This is a genomic window from Actinoplanes sp. OR16, assembly GCF_004001265.1.
GTDB lineage: Bacteria > Actinomycetota > Actinomycetes > Mycobacteriales > Micromonosporaceae > Actinoplanes.
Genome location: NZ_AP019371.1, coordinates 7,279,157 through 7,294,170 on the forward strand (window position 1 = coordinate 7,279,157; position 15,014 = coordinate 7,294,170).

A 15,014-nucleotide genomic window follows, 5' to 3' on the forward strand; every position below is an offset into this window, starting at 1 on the left:
GCACGTGAAGTCAAGGTCAGCCGGTGGTCAGGGCGTCGACCAGGCTGATGAGCGGTCCCCGCATCTGCTCGGCCGTAGCCGACGCCAGGGGCTGCACCCCGACCGCCACCCGCAGCAGCGCCACGCCGAGCGTGGCCGCGATCAGGACCTGGGCACGTAGCAGCGCGTCCTCGCCGGGCGGCTGCGCGGACCCGGCCGCGATGGCGAAGCGTTCGCTCATGGTGTGCAGCGCGGTCCGGCGCAGCGCGTCGATGCGCTCGTCACCGGAGCCTCGGACGAGCAGGAGCAGGGCGTCGAGCAGCGCCCGATCATCGGCCGACGCGGTGAGCCGGTAGGCGATCGAGGAGGCCACATCGGCGATCTCCAGGCCGTCGGTGTTGCGTTTCAGGTCGGCGAAGGCGGTCTGCAGGCACGCCTCGAACAGGCCTTCCTTCGACGTGAAGTACCGGTTGATCAGCGCGACGTTGACTCCGGCGCCGTCGGCGATGTCCCGCACCGTCGTGTTGGCGTACCCGTGCCGGGCGAAGCGGCGCTTCGCCTCGTCGAGCAGGAGCTGGCGGGTCTGCGTCGCGTTGCGGGTCACAGGGTGCGAGGTTAGCGCCCCGATGACGCCATGTAAACACAGATTTACTTCCCGCTGATGTGACGTAAGCAATTGTTGACTTACGGCCTGACCTGCTGACTAATAGGTAAGCGAACGTTTACATCTAGCTGCGGGGAACTCATGACTGATTCAACCCACGAGCGCCCCACCGGTGGTGGACTACTCGTGCTCTACCTGGCGCTCGGCGGTCTCGCCTTCGCCTGCCTCCAGTCGCTGGTCTCGCCGGCGCTGTCCACGATCGGCCACGAGCTCGGCGCCAGCACCGCCGACACCAGCTGGGTCGTCACCGCGTACCTGCTGTCGGCCTCGGTCCTCACCCCGATACTCGGCCGCCTCGGCGACATGATCGGCAAGCGCAAGGTCCTCATCGGCGTGCTCGCCGCGCTGGCCGCCGGCACCCTGGTGGCCGCGCTCGCCCCGAACCTCACCGTGCTCATCGTGGCCCGCGTGCTGCAGGGCGCGTCCGGCGCCATCCTGCCGCTGTCGCTCGGCATGGTCCGCGACGAGCTGCCCCGCAAGCGCGTCCCCGGCATGGTCGCCGTCCTCTCCGCGATCAGCGGCATCGGCGCCGGCATCGGCATCGTCGCGGCCGGCCCGATCGTCGAGCACCTCTCCTGGCACTGGCTGTTCTGGCTGCCCCTGGCGCTCGTCGTGATCGCCCTGTTCGGCGCGTTCTTCGGCATGAAGGAATCCCCGGTACGCACCCCCGGCAAGCTGGACTGGATCGGCGCCATCGTCCTGTCGATCGCGCTCGTCGGCCTGCTCATGGGTATCAGCAAGGGCCAGACCTGGGGCTGGGACGACGCCAAGACGATCGGCCTGCTCGCGGTCGGCGTCGTCGGCCTGCTCGCCTTCGTGCTGATCGAGCTGCGCGTCCCCGAGGCGCTCGTCGACATCCGCCTCATGCGCAACCGTGCCGTCTGGGCCACCGACCTGGTCGCCCTGGTCATGGGCTTCGCGATGTTCGGCGCGTTCCTGGTCATCCCGATGCTGCTGCAGCTGCCGTCCGCGCTCGGCTACGGCTTCGGCAAGCCGGTCTCGCAGATCGGCCTCTACCTGCTGCCCACCGTCATCGGCCTGATCGTCTTCGGTGTGGTCGCCGGCGTCCTGGTCCGCAAGTTCGGCCCGAAGCCGCCCATGGTCCTCGGCGCCACCCTGGTCACCGTCGCCTTCGCGATCCCGGCCATCGCCCACGACCAGATCTGGCACCTGCTGCTCTCCGGTTCGCTGACCGGCGCCGGCATCGGCCTGTCCTTCGCGGCCATGTCCAACGCCATCATCGAGGCGGTCCCGGCCACCCAGACCGGCCAGGCGACCAGCGTGAACGCGATCGCCCGGACCATCGGCAGCAGCATCGGCACCGCCGTCATCGCCGCGATCATCAGCGCCAAGGTCAGCCCGCAGGGCATCCCCACCGACGACGCCTTCACCATCGCCTTCTGGACCTGCTCCGGCATCGCCGTCCTGGCCATCGTCGCGGCCCTGCTCGTACCGTCGGCCCGCCGCCGCCACGAGCAGTCGGTGGCCGCCGGTGTCGACGACCTGCCGCCCGAGCCGGTCGAGCTGCACCTCCCGCACCGCCAGCACGCCTGATCCACCAGCCACACCGGGCCGGGGCCGCCGACAGAGCAGCCCCGGCCCTCCTCCGGTGACCTGCGCCACCACTCCCGTTTGCGGCGTCCGCTGCCGGGCAATGGCCCAACGGACACGCAACGAGAGAGGAACGGTCGACGATGGCACGCAAGAACGACTCCGCGATCAATTACACGGTTCCGGGCCTCAAGCCGGACGCTGCCGGCGAGGTCGTGTCGACGCTCCAGGACCGCCTCAACGCTCTCAACGACCTCGCGCTGACCCTCAAACACGTCCACTGGAACGTGGTCGGCCCCACTTTCATCGCCGTGCACACCATGCTGGACCCGCAGGTCGACGGCGTCCGGGACATGGTCGACGCCGTCGCCGAGCGGATCGCCACGCTGGGCGGCTCCCCCACCGGCACGCCGGGCGCGCTGGTCGCCCAGCGCACCTGGGACGACTACTCGATCGGCCGCGCCGACGCCGAGGCGCACCTAGCCGCGTTGGACCTCGTCTACGCCGGCGTCATCCAGGACCACCGGGCCGCCATCGAGAAGACCGAGGAACTCGACCCGGTCACCGAGGACCTGCTGGTCGGCCAGGCGGGCGTGCTGGAGCAGTACCACTGGTTCATCCGCGCCCACCTCGAGCGCCCGGACGGCACCCTCAAGACGGTCGGCGCCCTCACCGAGAAGACGGCGGCTCGCAAGGCGGGCGGCAGCCCCGTCGTGAAGGCGGCGGCCCGCAAGACCAAGCGCTGATCACCGGCACGACGACGGGGCCGTGGACCGAGTCCGCGGCCCCCGCGCTCGTCCGGAACGGATCGAGGTCATGCCGCGGTATTACGGCGCAACCGGGAGCCGGCCACACACTCACAGATCAGCCGCCCGATGGGTGATTCGGCCGCCGGTGACGGTGAGGCGGACAGGCAATTCGGCGAGGTCGGCGTCCGCGACCAGCAGCGGGTCCTCGGCCAGCACGGTCAGATCAGCGCGATCACCCACAGCGAGCCGGCCAGAACCAGCGTTGATCGTCATGCCCTGCAAGGCCTGCAACGGCGTGAGACTCTGCGAAGGCCCGTGCGGTGGCCGGCTCATGTCGCGGGCCGGGCGGCGATGGCGGGCGCCGGCCATGACGGCGAGGGGCGGGAACGGGGCGATCGGCCAGTCCGAACCGAGGATGACGTTCGCGCCGGCGTCGAACAGGTCGCGGCAGCGCCACGCCCGGGCGGCGCGTTCGGGGCCGAGGCGCCGGGACCAGTTGTCGGTGTGATCGGCGCGGGTGAATTCGCAGCAGTGCGTCGGCTGCATCGACGCGGTCACGCCGAGCTGCGCGAACAGCGGCACGAGATCGTCGGGGAGCGTCTCGATGTGTTCGATGCGGTGCCCGATGTTCCGCGACTTCTCCAAGGACGACAGCACATGCCGAACGGCGGCATCCCCGATCGCATGCGTGGCCGTCGGCACCCCAGCGGCATCCAAGATCGTAACGATCTGCGAATACCGATCGGGGTCCGGCCAATACGCGTGAGTCGACTCCCCGTGACAGTCCGGCTTCTCCAGCCAAGCGGTGCCGTTGTCGATCGTCCCGTCCATGAACAGCTTCACGCCGTGAACCCGCCACAGCTCGCCACCCGATCCCTGCGCCGCGATCAGCGCGTCGACGTCCGCCGAGTCCGGCCTGCACCAGGGCGCCAGACGCAGGCGTAGTGGCAGTTCGCCGCGTTCCTCCAGGGCCCGCAGCACCGCGCGTTCGGCCGGGTCGCCCTCCATCATGTGCCCGCCGGTGAGCCCGGCAGCGGCCATCACCCGTAGAACCTCTGCGACGCGCGCCTGGAACTGCGAGTCGGTGAGCTTCGGCGCGGCCTCTTCGACGAGCATGCTCGCCGGTTCCTCCAGCAGCAGCCCGGTGGGCCGTCCCGCCGGGTCGCAGACCACCTCGGCGAACTCGTCGAAGCGGCGCGGACCGGTGACACCGGCCGACTCCAGGGCGCGGTGGCTGGCCAAGGTGGAGTGCGCGTCGAAGAGCCGCAGCACGGCCGGGACGCCGTCGAGGACCGGCCCGACGGTGTCCGCGCTGATCGGCCGGTCACCGAAGACGTTGGGGTCGAGGCCCCACCCGTGCAGCCACTCCCCCGGGCGGAGGGCGGCGCGGGCACGGGCCAGCTCGGTGCGGACACCGGCCAGGTCGGTGCACGGCGAGAGGTCCACGCCACGGGTCAGGTCGGCGCCGGACACCGGGTGGGTGTGGCCGTCGATCAGGCCGGGGACGACGACCGCGCCACGCAGATCGATGTCGGTGGCGGCGGGCGCGGCGTCGTCAGCGACGATCACGCCGGCCCTGACCACGAGCGAGGTCTCCGGGCGGTACCCGCCGGTCGCCGGGTCGAGCAGGACGGCATTGCGCAGCACCACATCGGTCATCGGAAGGTCCCCTGGGGCAAACCGAGCTCGCGCTCGGCGGTCATCACGACGAATTCCACGGCTTCCGGGGGGACCTCGCCCACGTTGACGTACGTGCTCACGCCGTCGATCGCGACGAGGATCCGGGTGGCCGCCGCCCCGGGGTCGGCGGTGGTGAAGTCGCCGGCCGCGACACCCTCGGCGATCACCGCGGTGACCCGGGCGTGCCAGCCGTCCTGTTGCCGGTTGACCTCGGCGTTCAGCAGCGGCCGGTAGCGGCTGAGGTGACGCGCGTTGAGCCACAGACGGCTCACGTCGTCGAACATCTCGCCGATGGATGCTGCGAAGAACCGACGCAGGCGCTCGAGTGGCGTGGCGTCCGTGGGCGGCAGGAGCTCGTCGAGTTCGGCAGCGGTGGTGGTGCCGAAGGCCTCGGCCACGAGCTCCTCGGCGACCGGGAAGTAGTGACTGATCAATCCCGGTCGCACGCCGAGCTCGTCGGCGATGCGGCGCAGGGTGATGCTCTCCAGCCCTTCGGCCATCGCGACGGTACCCGCTGCCCGGACGATCTCCGCACGGCGGTCTTCGGCGGTTTTACGTGTCCGTGACGGAGAAGGGCTTGACGACATGCATCGCAGGCTATTGGGTGTGTGACCAATAAGCAATTGAGCACCCGGCCAATAACCCTCGCGGGAGGTCCCATGGCACCGACCACCGACGCCCTGCCGGTCGATAGAGCAGGACACATCGAGGTACGCGGGATCGAGCACATCCCGGACGACGAGCGGCACGGCAGCCCGCGCGAACTGTTCGCGCTCTGGGCGGCGCCGAACGTCAACTACGTCTCGCTGATGCTCGGCGGCTCGCTGATCGCGCTCGGGCTGGGCTGGCAGGCCGGCCTCGCGGTGACCGTGATCGGCAACCTCTTCTGGGTGCTGATCGGCATCCTCGCGGCCAGCGGCACCTCGTCCGGCACGCCGAGCACTGTGGTGTCGCGGACCATGTTCGGCGTCCGCGGCAACCGGGTGAACATCGCGATCACCGGCTGGCTCCTCTGTGTCGCATACATCGCCTTGAACCTCGCGGCCGCCGCGCTCGCCGCGTTCGCCCTGGCCGGAGTACTCGGCTGGGAACCCGGCACGGCCGGCGAGGTGGCGATCGTCATCGTGATCGCGGCGGTCACGCTGACGCTCAGCGTCTACGGACACGCCACCATCACCCGGCTCTATCAGCCGTTCTCGGCCGTGCTGGCCGGCGCGTTCGCCATCCTCGGCGCCTTCATCCTGGCGAACACCCACTGGGACTGGCGTCCGGCCGAGCCGCTGCACGGAACGGCGTTGGTCGCGGCGTGGATGGCCGGCATCGCGATCATCGCGTCCGGGCCACTGTCCTATCTGAACAGCGCCGACTTCGCCCGCTATCTGCCGCGCGACACCCCGGCCCGGCAGGTGGCCGGCTGGACGTTCCTCGGCGCGTTCCTGCCCAGTACCCTGATCTCGGTGTTCGGCGTGCTGGCCGGCACCGTCGTCGACATGGCCGACCCGCAGACCACGCTGCGGGAGGTGCTGCCGGCCTGGTTCTACCCGATCTTCCTGCTCACCGTCGTTCTGGGGTTGATCGCCAACAACGCTATGACGGCGTACAGCTCAGGTCTGGCCTTGCAAGCGATCGGCGTCCGGGTGCGCCGTTCGATCTCGGTGCTGCTCGACGGCACGGTCGGCGTCGTGGTCACCCTCTACGCGCTGTTCCTGAGCGACGACTTCCTGGACACGGTGAGCCAGGCGCTGCAACTGTCGATCGTGCTGGTCGGGCCGAGCGTGGCGGTCTACGTCACCGACATCCTGCTGCGCCGCAACCGGTACGACGGAACGCTACTGGGCGACGAGCGCCCTGGCGCGCCGTTCTGGTACACCGGCGGTGTCAACTGGCGCGGCACAGCGGCCCTGCTGGCCGGCATGACCGCCGCCGCCCTCTGCGTCGACACCGACGTCTACCTGGGCCCCGTCGCGAGTGCACTGGCCGGCATCGATCTGTCCCTGCCCGCCGGGATCCTGGTCTCCGCCGGCCTATACGCCCTGCTCATGCGCGACCGCATCGGCAGGGCCACTGCCCTCGGTGGCCAGGCTCGGCGGTGACGATCGAGACGCTGACCGGTAAGGGCACGCGAAGGACGCCCGGGACCATCCCGGGCGTCCTGCCGCGCAGAACCGATCAGGCGGGGACGGGGGCGGCCACCGGCGCCGGCGCCGCGCTGGTGGTCGAGCGGACCTTCAGCAGCAGCGCCACGACGACGCCGAGCAGGCCCACCACCCCGCAGGTCGTCCAGACGATCACGTAGCCGGTCTCGTCGGCCAGCTTCACCCCGGGAACCGGCAGCTTCAGCAGGTGCTGGTTCATCACCACCGCGAACACGGCGCCGGATACCGAGCCCGCCAGGGTCTTGAGGGTGTTGTAGAGGCCGGTGCCGATGCCGGTCTGCTCGGCCGGCAACTCGGCCATGATCAGGGTGGGCAGCGAGCCGAGCGCGAGGCCGACGCCGGCCCCGGAGATCACGCCGGCGACCGCCAGTTGCCAGGGGGCGGTGTGGACGGTGACCAGGAAGGCGTACGAGATGGCGACCGCGCCGAACCCGGCAGCCACCACCGTCCGTGCGCCCCAGCGGTTGACCAGCCGGTCGGCGACGGTGGAGGCGACCAGCGCGCCGAGGCTCAGCGGCAGCGCCATCAGCGCGAGTTGCAGCGTGCCGAACCCGAAGCCGAGCCCCAGCTCGGACGGCGTGGCCATGAACGTGGTGTTGGCGGTCTGCGCGCCGTAGAGCGAGAACCCGAGCACGAAACTGAGCACGTAGAGCGGTGCGAGGTTGCGGCCGGCCATCATGCGCAGGTCGACGAGTGGCTCGGCGGTGCGCAGTTCCACCCGGACGAAGACGGCCAGGATCACCGCGGCCGCCGCGAACAGGGTCAGGATGCCGGCCGAGCCCCAGCCCCAGACGCCGCCCCGGGCGAGAGCGATCAGCAGGGAACCGAGACCGGCCGTGAGCAGCACCGCGCCGACCCAGTCGATCTTCTCCTGGCTGCGGCTGGTGGACTCGGGGATGAGGAAGAACGCCACCGGCAGGCAGAGCAGGATGGCGGCGGCCGGGAACCAGAGCAGTGCGTGCACGTCGGTGGTCTGCTCGGAGAGCAGGCCGACCCCGAGGGCGCCGATGGTCCCGCCGAGGGTCAGGGCGCCGACGAGCAGGCCGATCGCGGCACCGGCGCTCTTGCCCTGCACCCGGTCCCGGACGATGGCGAACTCCAGCGGCAGCCAGGCGGCGAAGACACCGGTGAGGGCCCGGCCGGCGAGCAGCACGCCGAAGCTGTCGGCGGTGGCGACCATGATCGTGCCGGCGGCGGTCATCACCATGGTGATCCGGATGATCCGGCGGTGGCCGTAGATGTCGCCGAGCTTGGACAGCAGCGGCACCGAGACGCCGGAGACCAGCAGGGTGATGGCGGTGACCCAGTTCAGGTCACCGGAGCTGACCTCGAGTTGCTTGCCGATGAGGGGGACCACGGTGGGGACCGCGCCCTGCAGGATGCCACTGCAGAGCTCGATGAAGACAAGGAAGCCGACCACGGCGATGGGCATAGTGATCTCCCGAAAGGGGGCATGAGAAGAAGGAAAGTCAGGCGAGCCGGGGCGCGTGACCGGCCAGAGCCAGGTCCACGAGCTGGAGCACGGTGGAGCGCAGCAGCGGCACGTTGCGGTATCCGGACCGGTAGGACGCGACGCCGTTCCACACGTCGAGCAGCGCGTCGACGTCGAGGTCGGCGGGCAGATCACCGCGGGCGATGCCTCGTTGCACCACCGCCCGGCCGACGGCCCGGCGCGGTTCGATGATCCGCGCGATGATGGCCCGCTCGGTCGTGCCGTCCTCGCCGACGGCACCGAGCAGGAGCAGTAACTGGCTGCCGCCCGCACCGGCGGTGTAGTCGATGATGGCGTCGAACAGGTCGAGCAGCTCGGCCCGGGTGTCTCCCTGGTCCGGCACCTGATGCACGGTGCTGCGCTGCGCGAGGAGATCGGCGACCACGGCGGCCTTGTTCGGCCACCAGCGGTAGACGCTCTTCTTCGCCACGCCCGCCTTGGTGGCGATCTCCTCGATGGTCGTGCCGGCGTACCCCTGGGTGTCGAGGATGTCGCCGGCCGCGGCGAGGATGCGCTCGCGCGCCTCCTCGGGAGAGAAGCGCGGACGGCGAGCGCCGGTCTGTTCGGTCACCGTCCGATCCTCTCAGGTGCTGGTGTGGTGCCTCGATCCTGCGCTGCGACAGCGAGAAGTCAAGAGGAAACGTTGAGTTTCTTTAACGTGAAACTTGGTCGTAACGTAGCCCTCTTTCCAGGAGATCCACCGCCAGCTAGCGTGGAAACGCAACGTTTCCTAAGGAGAGCTCATGTCCCACACCACCGCCGCCTGGACCGCCGTCGACGCCTGGCAGGACCGCCTGATCGCGCTGAGCCACAGCCTGCACGCCGAGCCGGAGACCGCGTTCCAGGAGCACGCCTCCGCGGCCAAACTGGCCACGCTGCTGGAGCAGGCCGGCTTCGCCGTCGAACGCGAGGCCTGCGAGCTGCCCACCGCACTGATCGCCACCTACGGCGCCGGCGACCTGACCGTCGGGATCTGCGCCGAGTACGACGCCCTGCCCGAGATCGGTCACGCCTGCGGCCACAACATGATCTGCGCGGCGGCCGCCGGCGCGGCGATCGGGCTGCGTGAGGTCGCCGACGAACTGGGCATCCGCATCAAGCTGATCGGCACGCCGGCCGAGGAGGAGGGCGGCGGCAAGGTGCTGATGCTCGACCGCGGCGCCTTCGACGACGTCACCGTCGCGATGATGGCCCACCCCGCCCCGGGCTTCGACGTCGCCGACACGGCGATGACCACTCAGACCGTCAGCCGCTTCCACGCCACCTTCCACGGCCGGGCCTCGCACGCCGCCGCCGCGCCCACCGTCGGCATCAACGCCGCCGACGCCGCCGTGGTCGCCCAGGTCGCCATCGGTCAGCTGCGCCAGCAGACCGACGGCCGGTTCCGGATCGCCGGCATCGTCGTCGACGGCGGGCAGCGCACCAACATCATCCCGGAGCGCGCCAGCCTGGAGTACGAGGTGCGCACCCTCACCGCCGAGCAACTGCCCGGCCTCAAGGAGCGGGTGCAGAACTGCTTCCACGGCGCCGCCCTGGCCACCGGCACCGCGGTCGAGTTCCGCCCGACCCAGCCCGACTACCTCGACCTGCGGCAGGACCCGTACCTGACCGCCGCCTACGGTGACGCGCTGAGCAAGCTCGGCCGCGAGTCCCAGCCGATGCCGGCGGGCGTCACCGGCGGCTCCACCGACATGGGCAATATCAGTCAGGTGATGCCCAGCATCCACCCCGGGATGGGCATCAACGGCGCGACCGCGATGCCGCACACCCGCGACTTCACCGACGCCACCGCCTCCCCCGCCGCCGACGAGGCGCTGATCGCCGGGGCGAAGGCGCTCGCCGGTGCCGCGATCGCCCTGGCCGGTGACGCCGAGCAGCGCGCCGCCGTCCAGAAACTCCAGGCCGGACGCGGCACCCTGTCGAGCAACAAGTGACCGTCTCGGTCTTCGATCTCTTCTCGATCGGCATCGGCCCGTCCAGCTCGCACACGGTCGGGCCGATGCGCGCCGCGCGCCTGTTCACCCGGGCGCTTCCGGAACCGCCGGACACGATCCGGGTCGAGCTGTTCGGCTCGCTGGGCGCGACCGGTCACGGCCACGGCACCCCACGCGCGGTGCTGCTGGGTCTGGCCGGCCACGATCCAGAGACCGTCGACACCACCCTCGACCCCTCCCCCGACCACCTCGGCTTCCGCGTCGACCTGGTGTTACACCGCCGCCGATCACTGCCGGAGCACCCCAACGGCATGATCTTCACGGCGCTGGGCGCCGACGGCGCAGAGCTCATGCGGAGGCGATATTTCTCGGTCGGCGGCGGCTTCGTGGTGGGAGACCCCCTTTCCCCGGTACGCGAGGACCGCGTGGCAGCGGCCCATCCGTTCAGGTCCGGCAGTGAGCTCCTCGACCTGACCCGGTCGACCGGCCTGTCGATCTCCCGGCTGATGCTGGAGAACGAGTCGATGTGGCGGCCCCAGTCCGAGATCAAGAACGGACTGCTGCACATCTGGTCGGTGATGAGCTCCTGCATCGACGTGGGGCTCGCCACCGAGGGCCTGCTGCCGGGCGGCCTCAAGGTCCGGCGGCGCGCCGCCTCCACCGCCCGTCAGCTGCGGGCGGCCGGTGATCCGGCGGCACACGCGATGGAATGGCTCACGGCGTACGCCATGGCAGTGAATGAGCAGAACGCGGCCGGAGGTCGCGTCGTCACCGCGCCCACCAACGGCGCCGCGGGAATCATTCCGGCGGTGCTCAGGTACTACGCCGACTTCGTGCCCGGCGCCTCGGACGAGGGAGTCGTGCGTTTCCTGCTGGCGGCCGGCGCGGTGGGACTGCTGGTCAAGGAGAACGCGTCGATCTCCGGCGCCGAGGTGGGCTGCCAGGGCGAGGTCGGGTCGGCGTGCGCGATGGCCGCAGCCGGGCTCGCCGAAGTCCTCGGCGGCACACCCGAGCAGGTGGAGAACGCCGCCGAGATCGGCATGGAACACAACCTCGGCCTGACCTGCGATCCGGTCGCCGGCCTGGTGCAGATCCCGTGCATCGAACGCAACGGGATGGCCGCCGCGAAGGCCGTCACGGCCGCTCGGATGGCGCTGCGCGGCGACGGCCGTCATCACGTCTCCCTCGACAAGGTCATCAAGACGATGAAGGAGACCGGCGCCGACATGAAGACCAAGTACAAGGAGACCTCGCGCGGCGGCCTGGCGGTGAACGTGGTCGACTGCTGATTCGACTCCACCCCGCTGCTGCCGATGTGGTGCCCGTGAGACCGAGGATCCTGCGGGTGCCGGGAGCCCTGGAGGTCCTGCTCGCGCTGCCGAGCTCAGCCGCAGCGCCGCCTGACGGCCGCCGTGGTGGCTCGCCGCCGCCCGCACGACGCGGACAGAGGCGCGCGAACCGGTCGTGGCCGGTAATCCCCTGAATCGCCGCGATCCGGGCAGCGGCTCTGCGAGCATCGGAGCGGTGCGGCCGCAGCGCCACCTGTTCCTGGCCGCGCTGGTCCTCTACATCGGGTGGACCAGCGCGGTCGCCGCCGGCGTGACCGACGCGATCGACCGGCATATCACCGGCCCGCGGCTGCCACCGCGGTCGATACCGGGACAGCTGGCCGAAGCCTTCGCCGCCCTGACGCACCCGACGCTCATTCTGCTGGTCATGCTCGGCGCGGCGGCCCGGTCCTTCCCGCAACGGCAACGCCGGCTGGCCGTCGCGCTGCTCGTCGCCGCCCTCGGCATACCGGCCTGGGAACTGCAGCGACTGCTGCTGCCCCGCGACCGCCCGGCGTCGCTGTTCGCCGACTCGCTGTCCGCCGCCGGAACCGCCTATCCGTCCGGTCACATGGTCGCCGCGACGCTGCTGGTCTGGGTGTCCGTCACGGTCGCCAACGCCCAGCGCAGATCCTCCCGCGAGCAGTGGAGACGACGGCTGGCCGGCCTCTTCCTGCTCAGCTGCGTCGCCGCCGACCAGTGGGCGATGGGCACCCAGTGGGCCTCGGACCTGATCGGCGGCGTGCTGCTCGGCGCGACCGCCGCCGGCGCCGCCCTGTGGATCAGCGGGGTCAAACTGATCCTCCCCGTCCGGCGCCTTCACCCGGACACCCGGGAACTCGGCACCCGCGCCGCCGTCATCTACAACCCGACGAAGATCCTCGACCTGGACCTGTTCCACCGGCGGGTGCGCTTCGCCCTGGTCCGGGCCGGCTGGCGGCCACCGCTCTGGATGCAGACGATGAGCGACGACGCCGGTCCGGGAATGGCCCGTGACGCCCTGGGCAAGGGCGCCGACCTGGTCCTCGTCGCGGGCGGCGACGGCACCGTCCGTGCCGTGTGCGCCGAGATGGCCGGCACCGGAGTCCCCGTCGGCCTGATCCCGGCGGGCACCGGCAACCTGCTCTGCCGCAACCTCGGCATCCCCTTCGACGAGGATCGTGCCCTCGATGTGGCCCTGCGCGGCACCCCGGCCGCCATCGACATGATCAGGTGGACCGCCGGCGGCGACGACCAGCTCTTCACCGTGATGGCCGGGGCCGGCATCGACGCGGAGATCATGCGCACCACCAGCACCGACCTCAAGAAGATCATCAAGGCGGGCGCGTACGTGGTGGCGGCCGTCCAGCAGGTCGCGATGACGCCGTTCCACGCCCGTGTGACCATCGACGGCGAGGTGCGGCACGACGGCGAGACCGTCATGACACTCGTCGGCAACGTCGGGCGCATCCAGGGCGGCATCGACCTGTTCCCGGCCGCCAGCCCCGCCGACGGCATGCTCGACGTGCTCATCGCCTCCGGCCACGGCATCCGGGACATGGCCCGGCTCGCGTCCGGCCTGCGCCGCGGCGTCGACACCCCGGCGCTGTCCCACCTGCGCGGCCGGCGCGTCGAGGTCGTCCTGGACCGGCCCCTCGCCTACCAGCTCGACGGCGACATCGCCGGCACCACGACCTCCTTCGCCGCCGAGGTGCTCCCCGGCGCGCTGATCGTCATGACACCGGCTGATCTGTCCTAGCCGGCGGTCATCCGCACACGGCGCCCTCGGCGGCGGAACCGACGAGCTTGGCGTACTTGGCGAGCACCCCGCGGGTGTAGGCGGGCGGTGGCGGCTGCCAGCCTTCACGCCGCGCTGTCATCTCGGTCTCGTCGACGAGCACGTCCAGGGTGCCGCCGGCGACGTCGAGGCGGATCGGGTCGCCGTCGCGGACGAACGCGATCGGGCCGCCGTCGGTCGCCTCCGGTGCGACGTGACCGACGCAGAGCCCGGTCGTACCGCCGGAGAAGCGCCCGTCGGTGAGCAGCAGGACGTCCTTGCCGAGGCCCGCGCCCTTGATCGCCGCGGTGATCGCCAGCATCTCGCGCATACCCGGCCCGCCGCGCGGCCCCTCGTACCGGATCACCACGACGTCGCCGGCGCGCACCGTGCCGCCGGTGAGCGCGTCCATGGCGGCCTGCTCGCGGTCGAAGACACGGGCGACGCCCTGGAAGACGCTGGTGTCGAACCCGGCGGACTTCACCACGGCGCCGTCGGGCGCCAGCGAGCCGTGCAGGATGGTGATCCCGCCGGTCGGGTGGATCGGCGCGGTGAGCTTGCGGATCACGGCGCCGTCGGCCGCCGGCGCGTCGAGGTCGGCGAGGTTCTCGGCCATCGTGCGGCCGGTGACGGTGAGCGTGTCGCCGTGCAGCAGACCGGCGTCGAGCAGCAGCCGCAGGACCACGGGGATACCGCCGATACGGTCGACGTCGGTCATCACGTGCCGGCCGAACGGCTTGAGGTCGCCCAGGTGCGGAACCTTCGCGCCGATCCGGGAGAAGTCGTCGAGCGTGAGCGGCACGTCCGCCTCGCGGGCGATGGCCAGCAGATGCAGCACCGCGTTGGTCGAGCCGCCGAGCGCCATCACGACAGCGATGGCGTTCTCGAAGGCGGGCTTGGTCATGATGTCGCGGGCGGTGATGCCCGACCGCAGCAGGTTCACCGCCGCCTCACCGGACGCCACGGCGTAGCCGTCCCGGCGTGAGTCCACCGCCGGTGGCGCGGCCGAACCGGGCAGCGACATGCCGAGGGCCTCGGCGGCGCTGGCCATGGTGTTCGCCGTGTACATCCCGCCGCAGGCGCCTTCGCCGGGGCAGACGGCACGTTCGATCGCATCGACGTCCTCGCGGGACATCAGGCCCCGGGCGCAGGCGCCGACCGCCTCGAACGCGTCGATCAGGGTGACCTCGCGCTCCTCGCCGTCGGCCAGCCGGACCCTGCCGGGCAGCGTCGAGCCGGCGTAGAGGAACACGGCGGCCAGGTCGAGGCGGGCCGCGGCCATGAGCATGCCCGGCAGCGATTTGTCGCAGCCGGCGAGCAGCACCGACGCGTCGAGCCGCTCGGCGCTCATGACGGTCTCCACCGAGTCGGCGATCACCTCCCGTGACACCAGCGAGAAGTGCATCCCCTCGTGGCCCATGGAGATGCCGTCGGAGACCGAGATGGTCCCGAACTGCATGGGGAAGCCGCCCGCGGTCCGGACGCCGTCCTTGACCGCCGTCGCCAGCCGGTCCAGCGACAGGTTGCACGGCGTGATCTCGTTCCACGAGGAGGCGACGCCGACCTGCGGCTTGGCGAAGTCCTCGTCCCGCATGCCGACGGCACGCAGCATGCCCCGGGCGGCGGCGCGTTCCAGGCCGTCGGTGACGTCCCTGCTGCGCGGCTTCACGTCGATCTCCGGCATGATCCATCCCCTTCCCGTCACGGTCCGGCCTGCCTGGCAGG

At 71.0% G+C, this 15,014-nt stretch carries 12 protein-coding genes; 6 read left to right on the forward strand and 6 right to left on the reverse strand.

What is annotated here, in order from left to right; genetic code table 11:
• Positions 1–16: 16 nt before the first annotated feature.
• Positions 17–583: a TetR/AcrR family transcriptional regulator gene (locus tag EP757_RS33505; protein WP_232050132.1), complete on the reverse strand. Its 567-nt coding sequence runs from the start codon at positions 581–583 to the stop codon at positions 17–19.
• Positions 584–724: 141 nt separating this feature from the next.
• Here EP757_RS33505 and EP757_RS33510 point away from each other — a divergent pair, with 141 nt between their 5' ends.
• Both EP757_RS33510 and EP757_RS33515 read left to right on the forward strand, forming a co-directional pair.
• Entirely contained in the window at positions 725–2,197 is a 1,473-nt protein-coding gene (locus EP757_RS33510) for an MFS transporter (protein ID WP_127552401.1), read from the forward strand.
• Between the two features lie 140 nt (positions 2,198–2,337).
• Positions 2,338–2,940 (forward strand): Dps family protein, encoded by a 603-nt coding sequence (locus EP757_RS33515; protein ID WP_127552402.1) that lies wholly within the window; start codon positions 2,338–2,340, stop codon positions 2,938–2,940.
• 111 nt (positions 2,941–3,051) lie between these two features.
• On the opposite strand, the gene EP757_RS33520 is transcribed toward EP757_RS33515, so the two are convergent.
• Complete coding sequence (locus EP757_RS33520; RefSeq protein ID WP_127552403.1) at positions 3,052–4,602, reverse strand: amidohydrolase; 1,551 nt, start codon at positions 4,600–4,602, stop codon at positions 3,052–3,054.
• Positions 4,599–5,210: a TetR family transcriptional regulator C-terminal domain-containing protein gene (locus tag EP757_RS33525; RefSeq protein ID WP_127552404.1), complete on the reverse strand. Its 612-nt coding sequence runs from the start codon at positions 5,208–5,210 to the stop codon at positions 4,599–4,601. Before EP757_RS33525 ends, EP757_RS33520 begins: the two co-directional genes overlap by 4 nt.
• A gap of 72 nt (positions 5,211–5,282) precedes the next feature.
• Between EP757_RS33525 and EP757_RS33530 the strand changes: the two genes are divergently transcribed.
• A complete protein-coding gene (locus EP757_RS33530) occupies positions 5,283–6,716 on the forward strand; it encodes a cytosine permease (RefSeq protein WP_127552405.1) in 1,434 nt (477 codons plus the stop codon).
• A 76-nt stretch (positions 6,717–6,792) separates the two neighbouring features.
• Here EP757_RS33530 and EP757_RS33535 read toward each other — a convergent pair whose 3' ends face one another.
• Together EP757_RS33535 and EP757_RS33540 are read right to left on the reverse strand one after the other, a co-directional pair.
• Positions 6,793–8,211, reverse strand: coding sequence for an MFS transporter (locus EP757_RS33535; protein ID WP_127552406.1), 1,419 nt, complete (start codon positions 8,209–8,211; stop codon positions 6,793–6,795).
• A gap of 37 nt (positions 8,212–8,248) precedes the next feature.
• Positions 8,249–8,842, reverse strand: coding sequence for a TetR/AcrR family transcriptional regulator (locus tag EP757_RS33540; RefSeq protein ID WP_127552407.1), 594 nt, complete (start codon positions 8,840–8,842; stop codon positions 8,249–8,251).
• 172 nt (positions 8,843–9,014) lie between these two features.
• Between EP757_RS33540 and EP757_RS33545 the strand changes: the two genes are divergently transcribed.
• From EP757_RS33545 to EP757_RS33555, 3 genes are all read left to right on the forward strand, one after another.
• Positions 9,015–10,205 carry an amidohydrolase gene (locus EP757_RS33545; protein ID WP_127552408.1) on the forward strand — a complete coding sequence of 397 codons (1,191 nt, stop codon included), beginning with the start codon at positions 9,015–9,017 and terminating at the stop codon, positions 10,203–10,205.
• Entirely contained in the window at positions 10,202–11,494 is a 1,293-nt protein-coding gene (locus EP757_RS33550) for an L-serine ammonia-lyase (RefSeq protein WP_127552409.1), read from the forward strand. The genes EP757_RS33545 and EP757_RS33550 overlap by 4 nt, the downstream gene beginning before the upstream one ends.
• Before the next feature lie 235 nt (positions 11,495–11,729).
• The gene (locus EP757_RS33555) at positions 11,730–13,271 is read left to right on the forward strand and encodes a diacylglycerol kinase family protein (RefSeq protein ID WP_127552410.1); all 1,542 of its coding nucleotides are present in this window, start codon (positions 11,730–11,732) and stop codon (positions 13,269–13,271) included.
• A 7-nt stretch (positions 13,272–13,278) separates the two neighbouring features.
• Here EP757_RS33555 and ilvD read toward each other — a convergent pair whose 3' ends face one another.
• A complete protein-coding gene (gene ilvD / locus EP757_RS33560) occupies positions 13,279–14,973 on the reverse strand; it encodes a dihydroxy-acid dehydratase (protein WP_127552411.1) in 1,695 nt (564 codons plus the stop codon).
• Positions 14,974–15,014: the final 41 nt, after the last annotated feature.